The organism is Microbacterium sp. CIAB417, assembly GCF_022788845.1.
In genome coordinates this window covers 242,601-264,498 of record NZ_JAHZUT010000002.1, presented here as the reverse complement: position 1 = coordinate 264,498, position 21,898 = coordinate 242,601, and the positions used below count along the sequence as shown (strand labels likewise).

The following is a 21,898-nucleotide window of genomic DNA, read 5'->3' as shown; positions in this document are numbered from 1 at the left end:
CGCCGGCGCGCCCCTCCTCCCGCGCCGGCCCCCACCCTCCGCTCGCGAGACTGCATTTCGAGCACGAGATCACTGTGTTTACCCGTGATCTCGTGATGAAGATGCAGTCTCGCGGAAGAAGAGGGGGGCGGATGCGGGGCGTCGGTGCGGGTCAATAGGGTCGAGGGGTGGCGGCGACACTCAATCGGCAGATCCTGAACCTGGCGGTGCCCGCGCTGGGGGCGCTGATCGCGGAGCCGCTGTTCCTCATCATCGATGCCGCGATGATCGGTCACCTCGGCGTGGTGCCGCTCGCGGGTCTCGGGATCGCGTCGGCCGTGCTGCAGACGATCGTCGGGCTGATGGTGTTCCTCGCCTACTCGACGACCCCCGCGGTGGCGCGTCGTTTCGGCGCCGGTCAGCACGGCTCGGCGGTGACCGCCGGCATCGACGGGATGTGGCTGGCCCTCGGGCTGGGCTTCATCCTCGCCGTGGTCGGGTATCTCACGACCCCCACGCTCGTGGGCCTGTTCGCTCCCGCGGCGGACGTCGCGGCGGAGGCGGAGGCGTACCTCGGCATCTCGATGTGGGGCCTGCCGGCCATGCTGATCGTGTTCGCGGCGACGGGTCTGCTGCGCGGGATGCAGGACACGGTGACTCCCCTGTGGATCGCGGGCGCCGGCTTCACCGCGAACGCGGGGCTGAACTGGCTGTTCATCTACGGGTTCGGATGGGGCATCGCCGGCTCCGCGGTCGGAACGGTCGTGACGCAGTGGGGCATGGTCGCCGTGTATGCGCTGGTGGTGGGTCGGCTCGCGCGGCGGCACGACGCATCCATCCGCCCGCGGCGCGACAGCGTGTCGGGCGCGGCTCGCAGCGGCGGCTGGATGTTCCTGCGCACCGTGTCGCTGCGCGCAGCCCTGCTCGCGACGGTCGCCGTGGCGACGGCGCTCGGCACCCCCGAGCTCGCGGGCTGGCAAGTGGCGTTCACGATCTTCTCGACCGCCGCCTTTGCCCTCGACGCGCTCGCGATCGCCGCGCAGGCACTCGTGGGCCGCGGGCTCGGCGAGGACGACCCCGCCTTCGTACGCCGGGTGCTCGGCCGCACGGTGGCGTGGGGCGTGTGGTTCGGTGTGATCGTGGGGGCGTTGATCGGCGGCTTCTCGGGCATGATCGGCCTCGTCTTCACCTCGGATGCGGCGATCGCCGCACTCGTGCAGCCCGCGCTGATCGTGCTCGCCGTCGCCCAGCCGCTGTGCGCTGTTGTGTTCGTGCTCGACGGCGTGCTCATCGGCGCCGGCGACGGCAAGTACCTCGCCCTCGCGGGGCTGGCCAATCTCGTGCCGTTCGTCCCGGCCCTCCTCGTGGTGATGTGGGCGGGCGCCGCGGGGGCTGCGGGCCTGGCCTGGCTCGCGGTCGCGTTCTTCGGGGTCTACATGCTCGCTCGCGCGGTCACCCTCGGTTGGCGCGTGCGCTCCGGAGCCTGGATGCGCATCCCCGCCTGAGCATGCCGCCCCGAGGCGCGCCGCTCCGCCGCATCCCCCTGCCCGAGCATGCCGACCCGAAGCGCGCCGCTCAGCCGCATCCCCCTGCCCGCGGCCCGCAGCTCACCGGCGTTCTCACTGGCGCCGCGCGCGGACGCAGGCGCAGGCGCGAGATACCCGTATTGCGTGTCTCAAACGTTCACCCCAACGCCAGCCGTTCCGTGCACAAGTGAGACACGCAAGCCCGGGCACCCCCTTCGTGTCTCACTTATGCACGGGTGAAGCGCGCCAGACGTGCACAAGCGAGACACGAAGGGATGAGCCGGATGCGGGCGCGCACCTCAGCCGCGGAGTCCGACCGCGACGTCGTTCTCCCCCGCGCAGCGGATGGACGAGGGCCCAGGGAGCGAGGGTCAGCAGCGCCACGACCGCGACGGCCGCGACGGCGGCGACGAGGCGGGCGGGTGAGATGCGCGTGTACGGCATGTGTCCTCCGTGGTTCGGGAGGAACAGTCCACGTCAGGCGATGTTGCGGGAGCGTATGCGCGTCAGCGCGCCCAGCGACGACACCATTCGTACATCACGACGGCGGCCGCGGCGGCGGCGTTGATCGAGCGCGTCGACCCGTACTGCGAGATCTCGACGACCCCGGATGCGGCCGCCACGGCCTCGGGCGAGAGCCCCGGCCCCTCCTGACCGAATACGAGCACGCAGCGTTCGGGGAGCTCCGCATCCTGCACGGGGACGGAGCCGGGCACGTTGTCGACGGCGATGACGGGGAGTTGTTCGGCCGCCGCCCACGCCGCGAACTCTGCGACGTCGTCGTGATGGCGCACGTGCTGATAGCGGTCGGTGACCATGGCGCCGCGTTTGTTCCAGCGGCGGCGGCCGACGATGTGAACCTCCGCGGCGGCGAAGGCGTTGGCGCTGCGCACGATGGAGCCGATGTTCATGTCGTGCTGCCAGTTCTCGATCGCCACGTGAAAGCCGTGCCGGTGCGCGTCGAGATCGGCGACGATCGCGTCCATCCGCCAGTAGCGGTAGCGATCGATCACATTTCGGCGGTCGCCCGCGGCGAGGAGATCGGGATCGAGATGCGCGTCGTCGGGCCACGGCCCCTCCCAGGGTCCGACGCCGTGCTCGGGAGCGATGTCCGAGGTCGTGTCCTCCGGCTCGCCCGCATCCGTCATCCCCCCAGGCTAGCCGCGCCCGCCGTCGCTTCTCACTCGATGGAAGAGCACTTTTCGGGCAACCGAAAAATACGATACAGTTTCGGCATGCCGAAAACTCTGACCGCCGCGCCCGTGCAGGCGCCTGCGCGTCGGATGGCGTGGCTGCTCGGACCGGCGCTCGTCGCCGGGGTGGCCTACCTCGACCCGGGAAACGTCGCCGCGAACATGACCGCGGGCGCGACGTTCGGCTACCTGCTGGTGTGGGTCGTGGTGCTCGGCAACCTCATGGCCTGGCTGATCCAGTACCTCTCGGCGAAGCTCGGGATCGTCACCGGCCAGAGCCTGCCCGACCTCCTCGGCCGCCGCATCCGCCGTCCGTGGGCCCGACGGCTCTACTGGCTGCAGGCCGAGCTCGTGGCGATGGCGACGGATGTGGCCGAGGTCATCGGCGGCGCGGTCGCGCTCAACCTGCTGTTCGACATCCCGCTCCTGTGGGGCGGCGTGATCACCGGTGTCGTGTCGATGATCGTGCTGACGGTGCAATCGCGCCGCGGCGCGCGCGCATTCGAGACCGTCGTCATCACGATGCTCATCGTCATCGTGATCGGCTTCTGCACCGGGATCATCTTCTCGCCGCCGGACGCGGGCGGCCTGGTGCAGGGCCTCGTGCCGCGCTTCGAGGGCACCGACTCGGTGCTGCTGGCCGCATCCATCCTGGGTGCGACCGTCATGCCGCACGCGATCTACGCGCACTCCTCGCTCGCGCGCGACCGCTTCCCGCTGACCGATGCCGCCCCCGCCGATCGCGAACGCCGGTTGCTGCGCGCCACACGGTGGGACGTCACGATCGCCATGGCCGTTGCCGGCACGACGAACCTCATCATGCTGCTGCTGGCCGCATCCAGCCTCGCCGGCGTTCCCGGCACCGACTCGCTCGAGGGCGCGTACGCGGCGCTGTCCGCGGGACTCGGCCCCGTCATCGCGACGCTCTTCGCGGTGGGTCTGCTCGCGAGCGGACTGGCCTCGACCTCGGTCGGCGCCTACGCCGGCTCCGAGATCATGAAGGGGCTGCTGCACGTGCGCGTGCCGCTGCTGGCTCGGCGGCTGGTCACCCTCATCCCCGCCCTCGTGATCCTGGGACTCGGCCTCGACCCGACGCTCGCGCTGGTGCTGAGCCAGGTCGTGCTCTCGTTCGGCATCCCGTTCGCCCTCATCCCCCTCGTCTGGCTGACGGCGCAGCGCGGGTTGCTCGGCAGGTACCGCAACCGGATCGCGACGACGGTCGCCGGCGCGGCCGCATCCGTCTTCCTGGTCGCTCTCAACGCGCTGCTCATCTGGCTCGTCATCACGGGCGGGTAGCCTGACGGGGTGCCCACATCCGCAGCCGTCGACGACTACCTGAAGGTCGTGTACCAGCACACGGAATGGCAGGACGAGCGGATCACGCCCTCGCAGCTCGCGCAGCAGCTGGGGCTCGCGCCGTCGAGCGTCACAGAGATGGTGCAGAAGCTCGCCGCTGCGGGCCTTGTGAGCCACCGCCGGTACGGCCCGATCACGTTGACCGAGAAAGGTCTCGCGCGCGCCGCGGCGATCGTGCGTCGCCACCGTCTCGTCGAGACGTGGCTCGTGCGCGAGTACGGCTACACCTGGGACGAGGTGCACGACGAGGCCGAGATCCTCGAGCACGCACTGAGCGACCGGCTGCTCGATCGCATCGACGAACGCCTCGGTCGGCCGCGTTTCGATCCCCACGGCGATGCGATCCCGGACGTGTTCGGTCAGGTCGAGCGCGTGCCGTTCGTGCTGCTCGCCGACGCGCAGGCGGGGCACGTGGGCCGCGTGCTGCGGGTCAACGACCGCGATCCCGACCTGCTGCGCGAACTCGAACGCCGCGGTCTCGATGTGGACCACCGCGTGGAGGTGCTCGAGCCCGCTCCCGAGCTGCGCGTCCGCGTGGACGGTACCGAGATCAGCATCCCTGTCGCCGCGCACGACGCGATCTGGCTCTCTGCCTGACGCGATCGGATGCGGCGCCCGCCGCGTTCAGCGGCGGGCTGCCTCGAAGGGCCACCGCATCCGCGTGGCCGCCTCGCACATGAGCCACAGCCGTTCGCCGATGGCGGGCTCCCGCAGGAACGCCGTCGGCTGCGCTGCTCGGGGCTGGCCGGTCACGATGCGCCCGGGTCCCCACATCTCGCCGCCTTCGACGTCCGGGTCGACGAGGGCCCGCACGAGCGGCCAGGCGCCGGCCTCCTTGGACTGCGTGAAAGGAGCCTGCAGGTTGTCGACGAAGCGCCCCCAGCGGGACGGCTCGTTGACGCCCCGGATGCCGACGGTGCGGCCGCTCGTGGAGTAGCCGGGGTGGGCGATCACGCTCGTCACGGGAACGCGGGCCTCGCGCAGGCGACGATCCGCCTCGAGGCCGACGACCGTGGTGACGGCCTTCGACTGCACGTATGCGCGCCAGGGCGAGTAGCTCTCGACGAGCTGCGGATCGGTGGGGTCGTACTTCGAGATCGAGGTCGACATGCTGCCGAGCCACACCATCCGACCGCGACGGGCGGCGAGCGTGGTCAGCAGCGCGCCCGCCAGAGCGAAATGACCGAGCGCGTTCGTGGCGAGCACGAGCTCGTTGCCGTCTCGCGTGGTCTCACGCTGCGCGGGCGGATGCACGATCCCCGCGTTCAGCAGCAGGCCGTCGAGGCGCCCGCGCTGCCGGACCGTGGCGGCCGCAGCGCGCACCGAGCCGAGGTTGCTCGTGTCCAGCAGCAGTGTCTCTGCGGAGCCCGTCGCATGGGGCAGGCGTGCCGACACGGCGGCGCGGGCGGCGGCGAGCCGGTTGGGGTTGCGGCCGGTCATGATGACGCGCGCTCCGGCGTTCACGAGCTGCTCACTGGCGAAGTACCCGAGGCCCGCGTTCGAGCCCGTCACCAGGTAGGTCCGGCCCGTCAGGTCCGGCAGCCGGCGCGGATCCCAATCCGCCTCGCGAGCGCTCACGCGTACGACCCTAGTGCGCTGCGCGAGGTGCCTCCTTCACTCTTGAGCGGTCCTTCGCGCCCGGGTAGCCTGGCCGCCCCTCGGACACCGCTATGACCTGGCTTCGCAGGCTCGGATACCGCCCGCGGGAGCCCTAGGCTGAGGCTATGCGCACGCGCGATGACATCGAATGCTGGCTCACCGACATGGACGGCGTGCTGGTGCACGACAACCAGGCGATCCCGGGGGCGGCCGAGCTGCTCGCGCAGTGGCGCGACACCGGCACACCCTTCCTGGTGCTCACGAACAACCCGATCTTCACCCCGCGCGATCTGAGCGCGAGGCTGAAGCGATCGGGGCTCGACGTTCCGGAGGAGCGGATCTGGACCTCGGCACTGGCGACGGCAGAGTTCCTCAAGTCGCAGATGCCCGGCAGCTCCGCCTTCGTCATCGGCGAGGCGGGGCTCACGACCGCGTTGCACGAGGCGGGCGTCGTCATGACCGAAACGCAGCCCGACTACGTCGTCGTCGGCGAGACGCGCCAGTACTCGTTCGAGGCGATCACGCAGGCGATCCGCTTCATCAACGCGGGCGCGCGGTTCATCGTCACCAATCCGGATGCGACCGGCCCCACTCCGAACGGCATCGTGCCGGCGACGGGATCGTTCGCCGCCATGATCACAAAGGCCACGGGCAAGGAGCCGTACGTCGTCGGCAAGCCGAACCCGATGATGTTCCGCTCGGCGCTCAACCGCATCGGCGCGCACTCCGAGAACACCGGCATGATCGGCGACCGCATGGACACCGACGTCGTCGCGGGCATCGAGGCGGGACTGCACACCGTGCTCGTGATGACCGGGATCAGCGACCCGGCCGAGATCGAGCGCTACCCCTTCCGCCCCGACGAGGTGCTCACCTCCGTCGCCGAGCTCATCGCACCGGAACCCGTCGAGTCGGAGATGCCTGAAGGCATCTGATCGCGCGGCGCGGTGCGCCCGCTACCGTGCGCGGGCCTGGTTGGCGGCGTTGATGAGGTACGACACTCTCAGCGCGAGCGCGTACTTAGTCTCAGCCGCGAGCGTTCCGGGATCGTGAAGAGCCGTGGTCACCTCGTCGACGGGCACGTGCGTCAGTCGGCTGATGTTCTGCAGCGTGAAGCCGCACTCACCCGTCAGACCTTCCAGCATCGCTCGCAGACGCTCGTCGTCGGCGATGTCAAAGGCGACCGTCAGGTGCCCGACCAGGATAGAGACGCGCGCGCTCTCGTCAGGGGACAGCGGGGGCTGGTCCGAGGAGAGCCCCGCCGACCCACTCGTCGCGAGAAACGCCGAGACTCTCTCCGGGGCGACCTTGGTCACGGCCTGCAGAGCGTGCTCTGAGATGTAGCCCTCGGCGATCAGCCGCCTGGCGTCCGCCGCGACATCGTGCCCGTGAACCGTCATCGATCCATCATGGCTCCGATCCGATCAGCCCGGGGGGCACGCATCGATCTGCCCGCCGTGAGCGCAAAGAGGATCCCCCGGCACGCATAGCGCCGGGGGATCCTCGTGTCCGGGATCAGTTGTAGAGCATGCTGAAGCCGTAGAGCTTGTCCGGACCCCAGTAGCCACAGGCATCGCCGGCGTAGACCTGGTGACCCGAGGCGTTGATGGCCCAGCCGGTCGCCTGCTCGACGACCTGACAGATGCCCTTGGTCGGGAAGCCGTACAGGGTGACCCTGTTGTCGGCCGCGAAGGCGGGAGCGGCTGCGGCGGCACCGGCTCCGGTGAGGGTCGCGGCGGCGAGGATCGTTGCGGCCAGGCGAGTGCGCTTCTTCATGTGCGTGTCCTTTCCGAGGGGTGTCCCGAAAGGGTGGCACGGAGCGCACAGCCCGCGCAGAGATTATCCACAGCAGCGTGGATCCTCAGTCGTCTCGCGATTCCCCGTCGCCGTGCTCTCGATCGTCGCGCTCGCGGCGAAGGAAGCGGATGAGCTGCAGCACGAACGTCACGAGCGCGCCCGCCGTGATGACGAGCGCGACCAGCAGCATGAGGGTGCGATCGTCCACCGTCACCACCGCCCCGCAGGAGAAATCCCGTACACAGGACGATCGCGCCGCATCCGTCCTGCAGAACGGAGATCTCCTGCGATACGGATGCGGGCGGCGTCCATCACTGCGCGGGAAGACCCAGGTCGTCGAGGTCGATCGCCGCGAGCCACTGGAGGCCCTCGGCCTCGACGGCGGCCTGGGCTCCGGTCTTGCGGTCGACGATGACGGCGACGGCGACGGGCTCTGCGCCCTCGCGGCGCAGCGCCTCGACCGCCTTCAGTGCGGACTGGCCGGTCGTGGAGGTGTCCTCGACGACCACGACGCGCTTGCCCGCCACATCCGCGCCCTCGATCTGGCGACCGCGGCCGTGGTCCTTGGGCTCCTTGCGCACGACGAACGCGTCGAGGGGCGTGCCCGCGTGCACCGACTCGTGCATGACCGCGTTGGCAATGGGGTCGGCACCGAGGGTGAGGCCACCGACGGCGACCACGCCGTCCACATCGCGGATCAGGTCGAGCATGATCCGGCCGATCGCGGGCGCCGCCCGGTGGTCGAGCGTCAGCTTGCGCATGTCGACGTAGTACGACGCCTTCTTGCCGCTGGAGAGGGTGAAGTCGCCGTGGAAGACGGCCTCTGCGCCGATCAGCGCGATGAGCGCCTGGCGGTCGGATTCGAGCTCGGGCGTGGATGCGGCGGTCACACCGTCGAGTCTAGGGGCGCACGCGGATGCGCCGTGAGGACGGGGACCCCTTACAGGTAGTCGAAGTACCGGTCCCACCATGTCGGCTCGCCCCTGCCGAAGACGTGTCGAGGAATCGCGCCACGATACGGCATCCAGAGCGGCTCCTCGGGAACAAGGACGTACCCGCCGGCATCCAGGCACGCCGCGATCCGCTCGACATCGTGCGGATCAGCGCGCCCTGAACTCCTCATCACCGTGCACCCCCGGGTTCTCGAGGGCCATGACGGCGAGCATGCCGAAGTTGGAGACCCGCACCACGAAGCGCTGCCCCGTCGCCGTGGCCTCAGCAGGGACGACGACCTGGGCATGGAAGCTCGCATCCTGCACGTTCAGATCCGCCGCGCATTCCGCCTCGAAGCCGCCGGACAGTCGCTCGGTCAGCTCGACGAACGCGCGCCGCGCGGCCGCCCGGTCGAAACCAGCCGGCGTCTCGATATGGCCGGGATCGTCCCGCGCCTCCAGCAGCGTCGACAGTGCTCCACGTTCGACTCGTCCGCTGCCAGTGTCTCAGGGCGTCACGGCGTGCGCGAGAGGAGCGGACGGGGCCAGGCACCGAGGGCGAGCACCGCGAGCACAGTCTGCACGAGGCCGGCGACGAAGTAGATACCGTGCAGCGGCGACCAGACCAGCAGCATCGCCAGCTCGACGACGATCCAGATCATCATGACGAGCCCCGCAGCCGCGTGCAGCCCCCAGGCCAGGGCGTAGCGCCGATATTGCGCGACGACGGTGAGCGCCTGGATCCCGCCCACCACGACACCGAGGATGATGCCCGGCCAGAAGTACGAGGAGAAGGGCGTGCCCTCGAGCCACTCGAGCGGCACCCCCATCCCGCCGCCCACGGTCAGCCCGATCATCCCCGCCACCGCCGAGGCGAGGTTGAACCACGCCACGACCAGCAGGGTGACGCGAAGCGCTCTGGGCACCGTCATGGGCGCAGGCTACGCTGCGGCGCACCTCATCCGACCCGACGCGCGCCGGGACTAACACGAGCGCGGTAGCGTCCGATGGTGCACCTCACGATGATGCCGCCCACGGCCGACGAGTTCGCCGCCCTCTACGCGAGCACCGGATGGGGCGAGCGTTCCGCGCAGGAGCTGGCCCCCGCCCTGGCAGGGAGCTGGGTCGTGTGCTCGGCGCGCGACGATGCGGGCGTGCTCGTGGGCATGGGGCGTCTGATCAGCGACGGCGTGCTGCACGCCTTCGTCACCGAGCTCATCGTGGCGACCGAGGCGCGAGGCAATGGAGCGGGAGCGCTCATCCTCGATGCGCTCGTCCAGGAGTCACGGCGACGGGGAGTCGAGGACGTGCAGCTGTTCGCCGCCCGCGGCCGGAGGGCCTTCTACGAGCGCAACGGATTCACGCCGCGACCCGCAGACGGACCGGGGATGGACCTCGCCTGAGCCGCGGGACGCGCTCAGGCGAGGCCGCACCGCTCAAGAGCAGGTGTAGGTGACGCCGTCGACGTAGTGCGTTCCCGGGCCGAGGTCGGCACACTGCGCGATCAGGCCCGCCAAGACGGTGCCGATGATGATCGCCACGATGATGCCGATCACCAGGAAGACGGCACCGAGGATGATGCCGACCAGCGCGGGGGTGTTCTTGTAGCCGGCCTTCTTCGACTGCGAGTAGGCGACGATCGAGAGGATCAGGCCGATCAGGCTCGCGAAGAACGAGACGATCAGGCCGACGATTCCGAGAGTCTTGCCGGGGTACGAGCCGTTCGGGGCAGCCACGGGCTGCTGCGGTGGCTGGGACATGGGGGGCATGGGCTGGGTCATGATGCTCCTCTTTCGGGGTTCGACTTTTCAGGGTTCGACTTTTCGGGGTTCGACTTTTCAGGGTTCGACGGGATGAGGGGACGAGCGGGATCAGCCGCCGAAGAGGCGGCCGAAGAACCCCTTCTTCTTCTCCCAGCCGTTCGCGGCGAGGAAGTCGAACAGGGGCTGCTTGATGCGGTCCGTGTCGAAGGACCAGCCGGCGGAGGTGCCATCGCCCTCCGGGGTCGTCACGCGCGTGCCGACGACGAAGCTGCGGGTCATCCGCGACTGCTTGCCCGTGAAGGTGGAGGTACTCCCCCCGAAGTGGAAGGACCCGTCGGTCGAGAGCCCGCCGGACGTCTTCGAGGTGGTCTGCGTCTCGTCCGTATCGAACGTGCCCTCGTCTTCGTCCAACGTCACCTCGATGGCGTAGGCGTCGTCGATCTGACCCGCCCCGAGCAGGGCCGCGTACTGCACGTGGGCGACGTCCCAGGCGCCCTGGATGCGGTCGCCGACGGCACGGAACACGAACGGCGAATCGGGAGAGTTCAACTCGTCGACGCGAGTGAGCAGCTCGGCAAGTGGCGTGCGCATGCCAGGAAGATACTCTGCCCGCAGCAGGCACGATCGACCACTGTGGACAACCAGTCCAAAGGTGTACAGTTCATCGGCCTCCGGCGTGCGGCCTCGGCCCGGGTTCTAGGCTGGAGGCATGCGCCTGGCCACCTGGAACGTCAACTCGATCCGCGCACGCGTCGTTCGCACCGTGGAGTTCTGCGTCCGCGAGAACATCGACGTGCTGGCCATGCAGGAGATCAAGTGCAAGCCGGAGCAGTTCCCCTACGCGGCCTTCGAAGAGGCCGGCTATCACGTCGTCGCGCACGGCCTGAACCAGTGGAACGGCGTCGCGATCGCCAGCCGTGCGCCGATCACCGAGGTCGAGACGGCGTTTCCCGGCATGCCCGGGTTCCTCAAGGGCCACGAGGGCCCCGATCTCCCGCAGGAGGCCCGCGCCATCGGCGCGACCATCGACGGCGTGCGGGTCTGGAGCCTGTACGTCCCCAACGGTCGCGGGCTCGACGATCCGCACTATCTCTACAAGCTCGACTGGCTGGCCGCGCTGACGGGATACACCCGCGAGACCCTCGCGGCGAACCCCGATCTGCCGCTCGCCCTCGTCGGCGACTTCAACATCGCACCGACCGACGCCGACAACGGCGACCCCACCGTCATCGAGGGCGTCACCACCCACGTCTCACCCCCCGAGCGTGAGGCGTTCCGCGCCCTGCTGGATGCGGGCCTCAGCGACACCGTGCGCCCCCTGGTGCCCACCGGCTACACGTACTGGGACTACAAGCAGCTGCGCTTCCCCCGCAACGAGGGCCTGCGCATCGACTTCATCCTCGGCTCGCACGCCTTCGCGGACGCCGTCGCGGGCGCGGCCATCCACCGCGACGAACGCAAGGGCGAGATCCCCAGCGACCACGTTCCCGTCGTGGTCGACCTGGACTTCGCGGGCGACGAGGACGACGACGACCGCCCCATGATCTTCGGCTGACCGCCCGAGGCGACATCACGCGTCCCTCGAACAGAACCCTCCCCTGTTGAAGGGACCCGAAACGTCGCGCCACCGGCCCGGAGGTGACATCACGCGTCCCTCGAACAGGTGGGTCTGCGACGGGTGAGCAGTCAGTCGGCGTCGTCGACGAGGTGGAGGAAACCGAGGGAGTTGCCGTCGGGGTCGTCCAGATCGCGCGAGTACATCGATCCGTACTCCTGCGGCTCCTTCGGCGCGGTGCCCCCGGCGGCGATCCCGCGTTCGACGATCGCGTCCACCGCTTCGCGCGAGTCGAGCGCGAACGAGACCGACACCTGCGCGCTCGTGCGCGGGTCGGCGATCTGCTTGTCGGTGTACGCCGCGAAGAAGTCCCACATCAGGACCATGAAGAAGATGTTCTCGTCCCACACCACGCACGCCGCGTTCTCGTCGGTGAAGTCGGGGTTGATGTCGCATCCGAGCGCGCGGTAGAAGGCCTTGCTGCGCTCGAGATCCGTGGTGACCAGGTTGATGAAGACGCTGGTGGAGGCCATGCCGTGCCCTTCGATCGGCGAGGCCGGTCGCCGCGCTCTGGGTGGATGCTTGCACCGACGCCCTGGAGCGTCAATGCTCTCCGTCTGGCGGGGGATGCCGCATCCGAGCGCCCGCTCTAGGTTGGAAGGATGCTGCCGCTCACGCCCGCGCAACAGCGCGGTGATCTCCTGCTGGCCGCCGCGATGTGCGTCGGCGCGCTGATCAGCGCTGCGCTCTCGTCGGTCGCCGGCATCTACGGCGAGCACCAGGGCTCCATGGCCGCCGCCGTCGCCTACGCGTTCGTCCTCGCCGTCCCGCTCGCGGTCCGCCGACGTTGGCCCGCCACGGTCGCCGTTATCGTCTGCACCGCGTACTTCGCCGCCGTGACCCTCCGCGTGCCCGAGATCTACGCCGGCAACATCGCCATGTTCATCGCGATCTACACGGTGGGCGCCTGGTCGCCGCACCGGCGCCGCGCGATGTGGACGCGCATCGGCATCATCGCCGGGATGGCGGTCTGGCTGCTCGTCACGATGTTCGTCGACGCCACCGCCGACATCGACCAGGACGGCTTCTCGCGCGCGGGCGCCTTCTCGCCCTACGTCGCCTCGATGCTGCTGACCCTGCTCATCAACGCGCTCTACTTCGGCGGCGCGTACCTCTTCGGCGAACGCACCTGGGCGAGCCGGCAGCAGCGCACTCTGCTCGAGGAGCGCACCGCGGAGCTCGAACGCGAACGCGAACGCAGCGCCGAGCAGGCGGTGGCGCTGGAGCGGGTGCGGCTCGCCCGTGAGCTGCACGACGTCGTCGCCCACCATGTCTCCCTCATGGGTGTGCAGGCGGGCGCGGCGCGCATGATGATGAGCAAGGATCCGCAGGCCGCGGGCGAGACGCTCGCCCGCGTGGAGGATTCGGCGCGCTCTGCGCTGAGCGAGCTGCGCCATCTGCTCGAGACGCTGCGGACCCCCGGCGATACGAGCGAGGAGACATCCGTCGGCCTCGAAGGCCTCGAGAAGCTCGTCGCCGAGGCCAGCGCCGCCGGGCTCGCCTCCGAGCTGCGCATCATCGGCGAGGAGCGCGACGTGCCGGACACGGTGCAGGTCAACCTTTACCGGATCGCACAGGAGGCGCTCACCAACGCCCGCCGTCACGCCGGACCCGGCGCGCGGGCGGATGTCCGCCTGCGCTACGCCCCCGAGGGGGTGGAGCTCGAGGTCGCCAACACCGGGCGCCCGGTGGCCGAGGTCACCCCCGGAATGGGCTTGATCGGGATGCGGGAGCGCGCCGCCGCATCCGGAGGCACGATCGAGGCGACTCCCCGATCCAGCGGAGGATTCGTCGTGCGCGTGCGCGTTCCCCTCACCCCTCTCGTCACGGTGGGCACGCGGTGAGCGGCCGCATCCGGGTCGTCCTCGCCGACGACCACGCCATGATGCGGGCGGGCTTTCGCACGATCCTGACCCTCGACGATCGCATCGAGGTCGTCGGCGAAGCGGCGACGGGCGCCGAGGCGATCGCGCAGGCCCGAACCCTCCACCCCGACGTCGTCTGCATGGACGTGCAGATGCCCGACCTCGACGGGCTGGAGGCGACGAGGCGCATCATCGCCGACCCCGACATCTCCTCGGCGGTGCTGGTGGTGACGACCTTCGACCGCGACGACTACCTGTTCGCCGCCCTCGATGCGGGTGCCAGCGGGTTCCTCCTGAAGAACGCGGGGCCCGAGGAGCTGACGGCCGCGGTGCGGGTCGTCGCCGCCGGGGATGCGCTGCTCGCCCCGGAGGTCACCCGCCGCGTCATCGCGCGTTTCGCGAACCCCGCGGTCTCCGCATCCCCTCCGGACCGGCTGCCGGTCTCGAGCCCGCTGACCGAGCGCGAGGAGGAGGTGCTCCGCCTCATGGCGGACGCGCTGTCCAACGGCGAGATCGCCGAGCGGCTGTACATCGGCGAGGCGACGGTGAAGACCCACGTGTCCAACGTGCTGTCAAAGCTCGGCGCCCGCGACCGTGTGCAGGCCGTCGTCCTGGCCCATCGCCACGGCCTCGCCTGACCCCTGCCTCCTCTCTGCCCGCTCCCCCTCTGCCCGAGTTGCGTCGCATGTGCTCAGACGCGCCACTTTTGCGCAGATGCGCCTGTTGATCTCTGTCGCAGGTGCGCATATCTGGCGCGGTTACGGCGGGCGCGGGAGCGGCCGCCGATGGCTCCACGCACCCCGGATGCGGCACGATCCGACCCCCGGATGCGGCGCCGCCGGTCGTCGTACCGCGACATCTGCACGGCGGATCGTCTCACCGCCGCCTCCTTAGCCCCAACAGGTCCCTCCTGCCCCACGGGTCGTGCAGATGTCACACCATTCCGGCGCGTCGCCCCACCTCCTGGGCACCGCGAGCCCGCGGACGCGCCCGCCGAGGAGGTTCGCTCCGCCGGAAGGAGGAGGACACGAACCCGTCCGGGGAGGGAGGTGCGTGGAGATGCTGCGGACGTAACGTCGGAGCACGGACCAAGGAGGACGCATGCTGCGCCTGTCAGGAGTGACAAAGAACTACGGCACACGCCGGGTGCTCGACGATGTCGGGTTCACCGTCGAGAACGGCCGACTCACCGGCTTCGTCGGCGGCAACGGTGCCGGCAAGACCACGACCATGCGCATCGCGCTGGGTGTGCTCGCGGCGGATGCGGGCACGGTCGAGATCGACGGCACGCCCATCACGAGCGAGGACCGTCGCCGCTTCGGCTACATGCCCGAGGAGCGCGGCCTGTACCCCAAGATGAAGGTCGGCGAGCACATCGCGTACCTGGCCCGCCTCCACGGCTACAGCAAGGCCGCGGCCACCGCGAACGCCGAGAAGCTGCTGGACCGCCTCGGACTCGGCGAGCGCCTCGGCGACACGGTCGAGACCCTCTCGCTCGGAAACCAGCAGCGCGCGCAGATCGCCGCGGCCCTCGTGCACGAACCCGAGGTGCTCATCCTCGACGAGCCCTTCTCGGGCCTCGACCCACTCGCGGTCGAGGTGGTCGCGGGCGTGCTCGCGGAGCGCGCCGCGGCGGGCGTCGCTGTGCTCTTCTCATCCCACCAGCTCGACGTCGTCGAACGCCTCTGCGACGACCTCGTCATCATCGCGGGCGGGACGATCCGCGCGGCGGGAGGCCGAGAACAGCTCCGCGCCGAGTACAGCTCGCCCCGCTACGAGCTCGTCACCGGCGGCGACTTGGGCTGGCTCCGCGACGTGCCGGAGGTCACCGTCGTCGAGCTCGCCGGCGGTGAGGCCGTGTTCGAAGCGTCCCCCGAGGTCGCCCGTGCCGTCCTCTCCCGCGCGGCGGCGGCCGGAGACGTCGACTCGTTCTCGCCGCAGCGCCCCACTCTCACGCAGATCTTCCGGGAGGTCATCCGATGAACGCGCACGTCCCCACAGCCCCCACCACCGCGCAGAGCGTCTGGCTGGTCGCCGAGCGCGAGATCGGCTCCAAGCTGCGCAGCAAGTCGTTCGTGATCTCCACCGTCATCCTCTTCGTGCTCGCCCTCGGCGCGGTCGTCTGGGGCGGGTTCACGGCGAGCGACACGAGCGGCATCAAGGTGGCCGTGACGCCGGCGACCGCATCCGTCGTCTCTGGTGTCGCAGGACTCGACGTGACGGATGCGGACTCCTCCGACGCCGCCATGGCGCTGGTCACGGACGGCACCGTGGAGGCGGCTCTCGTCCCCACCGCGGACGTTCCGGATGCGACCGCGTCGGGCGCGTTCGACTACACGGTCGTCGGCAAGGACGATCTACCCTCCGGGCTGCTTCCGATCCTGAGTCAGTCGCCGCCGGTGCACCTGCTGGAGCCGGCGAGCACCGACTTCCTGCTGCGGTACTTCGTGGCCCTCGGATTCGGCCTCGTGTTCCTGCTCGCCGCTTCCACCTTCGGCGGCACGATCGCGCAGTCGGTCGTCGAGGAGAAGCAGACCCGCGTGGTCGAGCTGCTGATCTCCGCCATCCCGGTGCGGGCTCTCATGGCGGGCAAGATCATCGGCAACACGATCCTCGCGATGGGTCAGATCGTGGTGCTCGCGGCGATCGCGATCGTCGGGCTCTCGGTGACGGGTCAGGACCTCGTGCTCACCGGCCTCGGCGGGCCCATCGTGTGGTTCGCGATCTTCTTCCTGCTCGGCTTCATCCTGCTGGCGGCGCTGTTCGCCGCGGCCGGCGCTATGGTGTCGCGCATGGAGGACATCGGCTCGACCACCGCGCCGCTGACGATGCTCGTGATGCTGCCGTACTTCCTGGTCATCTTCTTCAACGACAACCAGCTCGTGCTGACGATCATGTCGTACGTGCCGTTCTCGGCTCCGGTCGCGATGCCGCTGCGGCTCTACCTCGGCGGCGCGATGTGGTGGGAGCCGCTGGTGTCGCTCCTCGTGCTGGCGGTCACGTGCGTGTTGGCGATCTGGGTCGGCTCGCGCATCTACAGCCGCTCGCTGCTGCGGATGGGGGCGCGCGTGAAGCTGTCGGAGGCGCTCTCGCGCAGCTGACCCGCGTTTCGTTTCACCGGGTTGAGAACGCGGCCTCAGGTGCGGTGGGCGGCGCGGCCGCCGTGCCCGCCCATCGCATCGGCCGCGCGCACTTGAGCGAGGTGCGAGAGTGCCTGGGGCGTGTTGCCGATCTGGCGGCGGGCCGTGGGGTCGTACTCCTCGGAGAACAGTCCCAGATCGTTCGCGGTGGCGCAGGCACGGTCCATGAGCGCCTGCGCATCGTTGACGCGCCCCATGCGGGCGTACTGCTCCACGAGCCAGAACGTGCAGGCGATGAACGGATGCTCCCCGCCGGCCAGCCCATCCACGCCCGTCTGCGTGCGGTAGCGGTTGACGAGCCCGTCGGGCATCAGCTCCGCCTCGATGCGGGCGACCGTGGCGGCCATGCGCGGATCATCGGGTTCGCAGAAGCCCACCTGCGGCAGCAGCAGGAGGGATGCGTCGACCTCGGTCGAGCCGTAGTGCTGCACGAACGCTCCGGATGCCGCATCCACACCGTGGGTGTCGATCTCCTCCCGCAGCCGGTCGCGCAGCGCCTCCCACTTCTCGACGGGTCCCTGCTGCCCGTACGTGCGCACGGCCCGCACGCCGCGATCGAAGGCGGCCCACATCATCGCGCGCGACTGGGTGAAGCGCTGAGGGTCGCCACGCACCTCCCAGATGCCGTTGTCGGGCTCGTCGATCCGGGCCTCGACGCCGTCCAGAAGGGCGCGCTGCAGGGCCCATGCCAGCGGATCGTCGGGCACCCCGGCGACCCGGGCCGCCTCGAGCGACACCATGACCTCGCCCACGACGTCGGCCTGGTACTGGTTCACCGCACCGTTTCCGACCCGCACCGGCGCCGATCCCTCGTAGCCGGGCAGACTCATCAGCTGACGCTCCGGCAGGTCGCGCTCTCCCGCGACGCCGTACATGATCTGCATCTGGCGCGGGTCGCCCGCGATCGCACGGATGAGCCAGGACCGCCACTGCTCGGCGACCTCGAGGAACCCGTGCGCGACGAGCGCCTCGAGCGTGAGGGCCGCATCCCGCAGCCAGACGTAGCGGTAATCCCAGTTGCGCTCACCGCCGATCTGCTCGGGGAGCGAGGTGGTGACCGCCGCGACGATCCCGCCGGTGTCCTGGTGGCTCAGCGCCCGCAGGACGAGCAGGGAGCGCACGACCTCGTCGCGGTGCGGTCCGTCGTGGTCGATGGATGCGGCGAAGCCGTTCCACCAGGCGCGCGTGCGCTCGATCGCCGCATCCACGTCCAGCGGTGCGGGCGTGGGCAGGTAGGACGGGTTCCAGGTGGCCACGAGGTCGGCCGTCTCGCCCGCGACGACGCTCACGCGCCCGCGGTGCGCGCGCCCGTGCGGGGTGAGTGCGACACCGCGGACGATGAGCGCGTCGGGGCCAGCGATCGCGTGGAGGGCGGGAGCCGCGGCATCCCCCACCTGACGCACCCAGGGGATCGCGCGCGCGTAATCGAAGCGGATGCGCAGATGCGTCGTGAACTCGACGGTGCCGCTGATGCCGACGATGCGGCGCACGATGTCGACGCGTCCCCCGTCGATGGGCAGGAAGTCGTGCACCTCGGCGACGCCGCTCGCGCTCTCCCACCGGGTCACGAGCACGAAGGTGTCGCCGTCGTAGTGCCGACTGGCGACGGCATCCGCATCCTCAGGTCGCAGATGCCAGGCGCCCTGCTCGTTCTCGCCGAGGATCGCGCCGAAGACGGATGCGGAGTCGAACCGCGGTGCGCAGAACCAGTCGATGCTGCCCTCGCGCGAGACCAGGGCAGCGGTGCGGCAGTCGCTGAGGACGGCGTAGTCCTCGATCGGGACGCTCATGCTCCGATCATGCCGCGTCGTCAAGCCCTCGCCGCGTCCGGCGCGGCTACTCATAGCGGGGACTAACGTGGCCTGCGTGACCGACACCACGCTCGTCGTCTTCGGCGCGACCGGCGACCTGACGTCCCGACTGCTGCTTCCCGCGCTCGCCCAGCTGCTGGATCGAGAGCCGGGTCGCACCGTGCACCTGCTCGGCGCCGCCCGACGCGAACTCAGCGACACGCAGTGGCGGGACCTGCTGAAGGCGGGGGTCGGCGACGGGCACGGGGAGGCGGTGGACCGTCTCGTCGCGGACGCCCGCTACATCGTCGCGGATCCGACCGACGCGAAAGACCTGAAGAGCGTGCTGGATGCGGTCGAGGGTCGCCCGGTGTTCTACTTCGCCGTCCCGCCGCAGGTCGCGAAGGCCGCGTGCGAGCAGCTCGCGGGCATGGACGTCCCCGAGGGGCTCACGCTCGCGCTCGAAAAGCCGTTCGGCACGGATGAGGCGAGCGCCCGGTCGCTGAACGAGACCCTGCGCCGCGTGGTGCCCGAGAACCAGATCTTCCGCGTCGATCACTTCCTCGGCCGCTCCACCGTGCTCAACGTGCTGGGTCTGCGCTTCGCCAACCGACTGTTCGAGCCGGCGTGGTCGGCCGAAGACGTCGAGTCCGTCGTCATCCGCTTCGACGAGACCCTGGGGCTCGAGGATCGCGCGGGCTACTACGACCAGGCGGGCGCCCTGATCGACATGATCCAGAGCCACCTGCTGCAGGTGATGGCGATCGTGGCGATGGAGCCCCCGGCGACGCTGCACGAGACCGACCTGCGCGATGCGACCGCGGCCGCGCTCCGGGCGACATCGCTGTGGGAGGACAACGCCGTGCGCTCCGCCCGCCGTGCCCGCTACACGGCCGGCACGGTCGGCGACGAGGAGCTGCCCGCCTACGCCGAGGAGCAGGGCGTCGACCCCGCGCGCGAGACGGAGACGCTGGCGGAAGTCACCCTCGAGGTGCGCACGGCGCGGTGGGAGGGCGTGCCCTTCACCCTGCGCTCGGGCAAGGCACTCGGACGCAAGGACACCGAGATCGTGCTGACGTTCCGACCGGTGCGCCATCTGCCGGGCGGCTTCACCGGGCGTGCTCCCGGTTCCACCCTGCGCTTCTCGCTCGGACCCGACAAGATCTCGCTCGGCCTGAACGTCAACGGCAACGAGGAGCCGTTCTCGCTCGTGCGCGAAGACGTCGAGGTGACGCTCGGCGACGGCGACCTCCTCGCCTACAGCGAGGTGCTCTCCAGCATCCTCGACCAGGATGCGGCGCTCGCCGTGCGCGGCGACGCTGCCGAGCAGTGCTGGCGCATCGTGCAGCCGGTGCTGGACGCGTGGCGACGCGGCGAGACCCCGTTGGACGAGTATCCGGCAGGGTCCGCGGGCCCTGCCACCTGGCCGCAGCTGCCCTGAGGCGCGTCAGGTCTGCAGCACCGCCAGCACGTTGCCGGCGGGGTCGGTGAACCACGCGATGTCCGGGCCGTACCCGCCGCCGCGCAAGATGCCGCGCTCGTCGGTGGCGAACTGCTCGTCGGCGTAGATCTTGGTCTCCACCCCTCGGGAGCGGAGGTCGTCGACGGCCGCATCGATATCGGCGACGGGAAAGTTGAGCACGGTGTAGCTCGCGGGCTCGTGGTTCGGCTTCGTGTACAGCAGCACCCGCGCCCCCGACGAGAGCTCGAGCTCCAGGAAGCCCATGGGGTTGTCGACGACCGTGAGGCCGAGCACGTCACCGTAGAAGGTGCGGGCCGCATCCGTGTCGTCGATGCTGAAACCGCTGAATGCGGCATCCGGTGTGAACATCGTGATCCCCCTCGATCGTCATGCCCCAGCTTGCTCCCGCGGCGCACGCCTGTCGAGGGCGGATGCGGGCTCAGCGCTCGACAAGCACGCCGTCTTCGTCGGCCCAGACGTGACGGCCGGGGGCGAAAACGACCCCCGCGATCTCCACAGGTACATCGACCTCGCCGACGCCGTCCTTCGCGCTCTTGCGGGGGTTCGTGCCGAGGGCCTTCACTCCCAGCGGGAGAGTCGCGAGCACGGCCGCATCCCGGACCGCGCCGAAGACGATCACGCCGGCCCAGCCGTTCTCGACCGCAGCGCCGGCGATGATGTCGCCCACCAGTGCGGATTCGAGCGACCCGCCGCCGTCGACGACGAGCACGGCACCGTCTCCCGGCGCCTGCAGCACCGACTTCACGAGGGCGTTGTCGCGGTAACAGCGCACCGTGCGGACGGGACCCTCGAACGCCCGCTTTCCGCCCAGGTCGCGCAGCTGCAGCGCGAGGGAGTCGAGCTGCTCACCCCGCTCGTCGTACACATCGGCCGTCGCGATCACCATGCGTCCACGGTAGGACGCCGGATGCCGCGGGTGCGTGGTCGGCGCCGTGAAGTTCTTTCCACATTTACACCCCGCTTGGATCCGGGAACATTCCACCTCTGTATACCGTTGCATGGATCGGGCCGATGACGTCCCCCCGCATATTCGACCCCGAGGAGATCCTCATGTCTGACACTCTCGACCGCACCGCCCCCACGGACGCGCCCATTCTGGACGTGCTCTCGCAGCGCTGGAGCACCCGCGCCTACGACAGCGTGACCCCGATCGACGAGGACGCCCTGCGCGGCGCACTCGAGGCCGCCCGCTGGTCGCCCTCCGCGTACAACAACCAGCCCTGGCGCTTCATCGTGGCCCGCCGCGGAACCGAGACCCACGCGAAGGTCGTCGCGAGCATGGTCGAGTTCAACCAGGCGTGGGCCGCCCCCGCCGGCGCGCTCGTCGTCTTCATCGCCGAGACCTCGCGCGGCGAGCACCAGTTCCCCTCCGCGTTCTACGACCTCGGCCAGGCCGCCGCGCACTTTACCGTGCAGGCTCACGCCAACGGCCTCTACACCCACCAGCTCACCGGCTTCGACGCGGCCGCGGTCTCCGAGGCCTTCGACCTCGCCCCCGAGTTCACGCCCTTCTCGATCATGGCCGTCGGCAACCACGGCACCATCGAGGACGCCCCCGAGTTCGCCCGTGACGGCGAGCGCGCTCCCCGCGTGCGTCGCCCCATCGAGGAGTCCGTCGTCGTCAACGACTGACCCCTTCGGGCCTGCGGCCCTCCGGTCCGGTCCTTCCGCGGCCCATGCGCGTGACCCTTCCGGGGCCCATGCGCGTGACCCTTCCGGGCCCGGGCTCTCCCGCTCCCCCGTCACATATCGACGCCCAAGGCGCGATCTCTGACGGGGGAACCGCGCCACCCCTCGCTCGCCTGTCACAGATCGACGCTCCGCGTTCGATCTGTGACAGGCGAGCTGCGGTTTCAGCGC

The 21,898-nt window shown here is 70.0% G+C and carries 27 protein-coding genes; 12 read left to right on the top strand and 15 right to left on the bottom strand.

Annotated features, from left to right (window positions below; all coding sequences use genetic code 11):
* The first annotated feature begins 167 nt into the window (after positions 1-167).
* Complete coding sequence (locus KYX17_RS07995; protein WP_243226461.1) at positions 168-1,484, top strand: MATE family efflux transporter; 1,317 nt, start codon at positions 168-170, stop codon at positions 1,482-1,484.
* Between the two features lie 243 nt (positions 1,485-1,727).
* On the opposite strand, the gene KYX17_RS07990 is transcribed toward KYX17_RS07995, so the two are convergent.
* Together KYX17_RS07990 and KYX17_RS07985 are read right to left on the bottom strand one after the other, a co-directional pair.
* Positions 1,728-1,949: a hypothetical protein gene (locus KYX17_RS07990; RefSeq protein WP_243226460.1), complete on the bottom strand. Its 222-nt coding sequence runs from the start codon at positions 1,947-1,949 to the stop codon at positions 1,728-1,730.
* Positions 1,950-2,011: 62 nt separating this feature from the next.
* Complete coding sequence (locus KYX17_RS07985; protein ID WP_243226458.1) at positions 2,012-2,653, bottom strand: TrmH family RNA methyltransferase; 642 nt, start codon at positions 2,651-2,653, stop codon at positions 2,012-2,014.
* Between the two features lie 87 nt (positions 2,654-2,740).
* On the opposite strand from KYX17_RS07985, the gene KYX17_RS07980 reads away from it, so the two are divergent.
* On the top strand, positions 2,741-3,994 hold the full coding sequence (locus KYX17_RS07980; protein WP_243226457.1) for an Nramp family divalent metal transporter: 1,254 nt from the start codon (positions 2,741-2,743) through the stop codon (positions 3,992-3,994).
* A 9-nt stretch (positions 3,995-4,003) separates the two neighbouring features.
* The gene (locus KYX17_RS07975) at positions 4,004-4,651 is read left to right on the top strand and encodes a metal-dependent transcriptional regulator (protein WP_243226456.1); all 648 of its coding nucleotides are present in this window, start codon (positions 4,004-4,006) and stop codon (positions 4,649-4,651) included.
* A gap of 27 nt (positions 4,652-4,678) precedes the next feature.
* On the opposite strand, the gene KYX17_RS07970 is transcribed toward KYX17_RS07975, so the two are convergent.
* Complete coding sequence (locus tag KYX17_RS07970) at positions 4,679-5,632, bottom strand: SDR family NAD(P)-dependent oxidoreductase (protein WP_243226455.1); 954 nt, start codon at positions 5,630-5,632, stop codon at positions 4,679-4,681.
* A 146-nt stretch (positions 5,633-5,778) separates the two neighbouring features.
* On the opposite strand from KYX17_RS07970, the gene KYX17_RS07965 reads away from it, so the two are divergent.
* Complete coding sequence (locus KYX17_RS07965) at positions 5,779-6,588, top strand: HAD-IIA family hydrolase (RefSeq protein WP_137418668.1); 810 nt, start codon at positions 5,779-5,781, stop codon at positions 6,586-6,588.
* 21 nt (positions 6,589-6,609) lie between these two features.
* Here the strand turns inward: KYX17_RS07965 and KYX17_RS07960 are convergent, their stop codons facing one another.
* The 6 genes from KYX17_RS07960 to KYX17_RS07935 all read right to left on the bottom strand — a co-directional run bounded on the left by KYX17_RS07960 (position 6,610) and on the right by KYX17_RS07935 (position 9,314).
* The gene (locus tag KYX17_RS07960) at positions 6,610-7,053 is read right to left on the bottom strand and encodes an HTH domain-containing protein (RefSeq protein ID WP_243226454.1); all 444 of its coding nucleotides are present in this window, start codon (positions 7,051-7,053) and stop codon (positions 6,610-6,612) included.
* A 115-nt stretch (positions 7,054-7,168) separates the two neighbouring features.
* Positions 7,169-7,429, bottom strand: coding sequence for a hypothetical protein (locus KYX17_RS07955; protein ID WP_243226453.1), 261 nt, complete (start codon positions 7,427-7,429; stop codon positions 7,169-7,171).
* Positions 7,430-7,514: 85 nt separating this feature from the next.
* On the bottom strand, positions 7,515-7,658 hold the full coding sequence (locus KYX17_RS07950; protein WP_243226452.1) for a hypothetical protein: 144 nt from the start codon (positions 7,656-7,658) through the stop codon (positions 7,515-7,517).
* Between the two features lie 103 nt (positions 7,659-7,761).
* Positions 7,762-8,340, bottom strand: a complete 579-nt coding sequence (gene pyrE, locus KYX17_RS07945) for an orotate phosphoribosyltransferase (RefSeq protein WP_243226451.1) — start codon at positions 8,338-8,340, stop codon at positions 7,762-7,764.
* A gap of 210 nt (positions 8,341-8,550) precedes the next feature.
* On the bottom strand, positions 8,551-8,709 hold the full coding sequence (locus KYX17_RS07940) for a hypothetical protein (RefSeq protein WP_243226450.1): 159 nt from the start codon (positions 8,707-8,709) through the stop codon (positions 8,551-8,553).
* Between the two features lie 188 nt (positions 8,710-8,897).
* A complete protein-coding gene (locus KYX17_RS07935) occupies positions 8,898-9,314 on the bottom strand; it encodes a hypothetical protein (protein ID WP_243226448.1) in 417 nt (138 codons plus the stop codon).
* Between the two features lie 78 nt (positions 9,315-9,392).
* Here KYX17_RS07935 and KYX17_RS07930 point away from each other — a divergent pair, with 78 nt between their 5' ends.
* Complete coding sequence (locus KYX17_RS07930; protein ID WP_243226446.1) at positions 9,393-9,785, top strand: GNAT family N-acetyltransferase; 393 nt, start codon at positions 9,393-9,395, stop codon at positions 9,783-9,785.
* A gap of 33 nt (positions 9,786-9,818) precedes the next feature.
* Here the strand turns inward: KYX17_RS07930 and KYX17_RS07925 are convergent, their stop codons facing one another.
* Both KYX17_RS07925 and KYX17_RS07920 read right to left on the bottom strand, forming a co-directional pair.
* Positions 9,819-10,163: a DUF4190 domain-containing protein gene (locus tag KYX17_RS07925; protein WP_243226444.1), complete on the bottom strand. Its 345-nt coding sequence runs from the start codon at positions 10,161-10,163 to the stop codon at positions 9,819-9,821.
* Between the two features lie 90 nt (positions 10,164-10,253).
* A complete protein-coding gene (locus tag KYX17_RS07920; RefSeq protein WP_243226442.1) occupies positions 10,254-10,736 on the bottom strand; it encodes a hypothetical protein in 483 nt (160 codons plus the stop codon).
* A 118-nt stretch (positions 10,737-10,854) separates the two neighbouring features.
* On the opposite strand from KYX17_RS07920, the gene KYX17_RS07915 reads away from it, so the two are divergent.
* Complete coding sequence (locus KYX17_RS07915; protein ID WP_243226440.1) at positions 10,855-11,700, top strand: exodeoxyribonuclease III; 846 nt, start codon at positions 10,855-10,857, stop codon at positions 11,698-11,700.
* A 131-nt stretch (positions 11,701-11,831) separates the two neighbouring features.
* Here KYX17_RS07915 and KYX17_RS07910 read toward each other — a convergent pair whose 3' ends face one another.
* On the bottom strand, positions 11,832-12,233 hold the full coding sequence (locus KYX17_RS07910; protein WP_243226439.1) for a VOC family protein: 402 nt from the start codon (positions 12,231-12,233) through the stop codon (positions 11,832-11,834).
* A gap of 129 nt (positions 12,234-12,362) precedes the next feature.
* On the opposite strand from KYX17_RS07910, the gene KYX17_RS07905 reads away from it, so the two are divergent.
* The 4 genes from KYX17_RS07905 to KYX17_RS07890 all read left to right on the top strand — a co-directional run bounded on the left by KYX17_RS07905 (position 12,363) and on the right by KYX17_RS07890 (position 16,726).
* Positions 12,363-13,604: a sensor histidine kinase gene (locus KYX17_RS07905; RefSeq protein ID WP_243226438.1), complete on the top strand. Its 1,242-nt coding sequence runs from the start codon at positions 12,363-12,365 to the stop codon at positions 13,602-13,604.
* A complete protein-coding gene (locus KYX17_RS07900; protein ID WP_243226437.1) occupies positions 13,601-14,263 on the top strand; it encodes a response regulator transcription factor in 663 nt (220 codons plus the stop codon). Before KYX17_RS07905 ends, KYX17_RS07900 begins: the two co-directional genes overlap by 4 nt.
* A gap of 463 nt (positions 14,264-14,726) precedes the next feature.
* On the top strand, positions 14,727-15,608 hold the full coding sequence (locus KYX17_RS07895) for an ABC transporter ATP-binding protein (RefSeq protein ID WP_243226436.1): 882 nt from the start codon (positions 14,727-14,729) through the stop codon (positions 15,606-15,608).
* Positions 15,605-16,726 (top strand): ABC transporter permease, encoded by a 1,122-nt coding sequence (locus KYX17_RS07890; protein WP_243226435.1) that lies wholly within the window; start codon positions 15,605-15,607, stop codon positions 16,724-16,726. The genes KYX17_RS07895 and KYX17_RS07890 overlap by 4 nt, the downstream gene beginning before the upstream one ends.
* A 35-nt stretch (positions 16,727-16,761) precedes the next feature.
* Here the strand turns inward: KYX17_RS07890 and KYX17_RS07885 are convergent, their stop codons facing one another.
* On the bottom strand, positions 16,762-18,555 hold the full coding sequence (locus tag KYX17_RS07885; protein ID WP_243226434.1) for a glycoside hydrolase family 15 protein: 1,794 nt from the start codon (positions 18,553-18,555) through the stop codon (positions 16,762-16,764).
* Positions 18,556-18,631: 76 nt separating this feature from the next.
* On the opposite strand from KYX17_RS07885, the gene KYX17_RS07880 reads away from it, so the two are divergent.
* Positions 18,632-19,996 carry a glucose-6-phosphate dehydrogenase gene (locus KYX17_RS07880; RefSeq protein WP_243226433.1) on the top strand — a complete coding sequence of 455 codons (1,365 nt, stop codon included), beginning with the start codon at positions 18,632-18,634 and terminating at the stop codon, positions 19,994-19,996.
* A 6-nt stretch (positions 19,997-20,002) separates the two neighbouring features.
* On the opposite strand, the gene KYX17_RS07875 is transcribed toward KYX17_RS07880, so the two are convergent.
* Both KYX17_RS07875 and rraA read right to left on the bottom strand, forming a co-directional pair.
* Positions 20,003-20,386 carry a VOC family protein gene (locus KYX17_RS07875; RefSeq protein WP_243226431.1) on the bottom strand — a complete coding sequence of 128 codons (384 nt, stop codon included), beginning with the start codon at positions 20,384-20,386 and terminating at the stop codon, positions 20,003-20,005.
* A 70-nt stretch (positions 20,387-20,456) separates the two neighbouring features.
* Positions 20,457-20,924, bottom strand: coding sequence for a ribonuclease E activity regulator RraA (gene rraA / locus KYX17_RS07870; protein WP_243226429.1), 468 nt, complete (start codon positions 20,922-20,924; stop codon positions 20,457-20,459).
* A 164-nt stretch (positions 20,925-21,088) separates the two neighbouring features.
* Here rraA and KYX17_RS07865 point away from each other — a divergent pair, with 164 nt between their 5' ends.
* Positions 21,089-21,670 carry a nitroreductase family protein gene (locus tag KYX17_RS07865; protein WP_243226427.1) on the top strand — a complete coding sequence of 194 codons (582 nt, stop codon included), beginning with the start codon at positions 21,089-21,091 and terminating at the stop codon, positions 21,668-21,670.
* The last annotated feature ends 228 nt before the right edge of the window (positions 21,671-21,898 follow it).

Bases quoted from the DNA above. Each gene is read 5' to 3' on its own strand.
- KYX17_RS07910 (WP_243226439.1), bottom strand. From the start codon at position 12,233: ATGGCCTCCACCAGCGTCTTCATCAACCTGGTCACCACGGATCTCGAG.
- KYX17_RS07920 (WP_243226442.1), bottom strand. From the start codon at position 10,736: ATGCGCACGCCACTTGCCGAGCTGCTCACTCGCGTCGACGAGTTGAAC.
- KYX17_RS07895 (WP_243226436.1), top strand. From the start codon at position 14,727: ATGCTGCGCCTGTCAGGAGTGACAAAGAACTACGGCACACGCCGGGTG.
- KYX17_RS07885 (WP_243226434.1), bottom strand. From the start codon at position 18,555: ATGAGCGTCCCGATCGAGGACTACGCCGTCCTCAGCGACTGCCGCACC.
- rraA (WP_243226429.1), bottom strand. From the start codon at position 20,924: ATGGTGATCGCGACGGCCGATGTGTACGACGAGCGGGGTGAGCAGCTC.
- KYX17_RS07955 (WP_243226453.1), bottom strand. From the start codon at position 7,429: ATGAAGAAGCGCACTCGCCTGGCCGCAACGATCCTCGCCGCCGCGACC.
- KYX17_RS07865 (WP_243226427.1), top strand. From the start codon at position 21,089: ATGTCTGACACTCTCGACCGCACCGCCCCCACGGACGCGCCCATTCTG.
- KYX17_RS07905 (WP_243226438.1), top strand. From the start codon at position 12,363: ATGCTGCCGCTCACGCCCGCGCAACAGCGCGGTGATCTCCTGCTGGCC.
- KYX17_RS07990 (WP_243226460.1), bottom strand. From the start codon at position 1,949: ATGCCGTACACGCGCATCTCACCCGCCCGCCTCGTCGCCGCCGTCGCG.
- KYX17_RS07985 (WP_243226458.1), bottom strand. From the start codon at position 2,653: ATGACGGATGCGGGCGAGCCGGAGGACACGACCTCGGACATCGCTCCC.
- KYX17_RS07935 (WP_243226448.1), bottom strand. From the start codon at position 9,314: ATGACGGTGCCCAGAGCGCTTCGCGTCACCCTGCTGGTCGTGGCGTGG.
- KYX17_RS07960 (WP_243226454.1), bottom strand. From the start codon at position 7,053: ATGACGGTTCACGGGCACGATGTCGCGGCGGACGCCAGGCGGCTGATC.
- KYX17_RS07980 (WP_243226457.1), top strand. From the start codon at position 2,741: ATGCCGAAAACTCTGACCGCCGCGCCCGTGCAGGCGCCTGCGCGTCGG.
- KYX17_RS07915 (WP_243226440.1), top strand. From the start codon at position 10,855: ATGCGCCTGGCCACCTGGAACGTCAACTCGATCCGCGCACGCGTCGTT.
- KYX17_RS07875 (WP_243226431.1), bottom strand. From the start codon at position 20,386: ATGTTCACACCGGATGCCGCATTCAGCGGTTTCAGCATCGACGACACG.
- KYX17_RS07925 (WP_243226444.1), bottom strand. From the start codon at position 10,163: ATGACCCAGCCCATGCCCCCCATGTCCCAGCCACCGCAGCAGCCCGTG.
- KYX17_RS07890 (WP_243226435.1), top strand. From the start codon at position 15,605: ATGAACGCGCACGTCCCCACAGCCCCCACCACCGCGCAGAGCGTCTGG.
- KYX17_RS07965 (WP_137418668.1), top strand. From the start codon at position 5,779: ATGCGCACGCGCGATGACATCGAATGCTGGCTCACCGACATGGACGGC.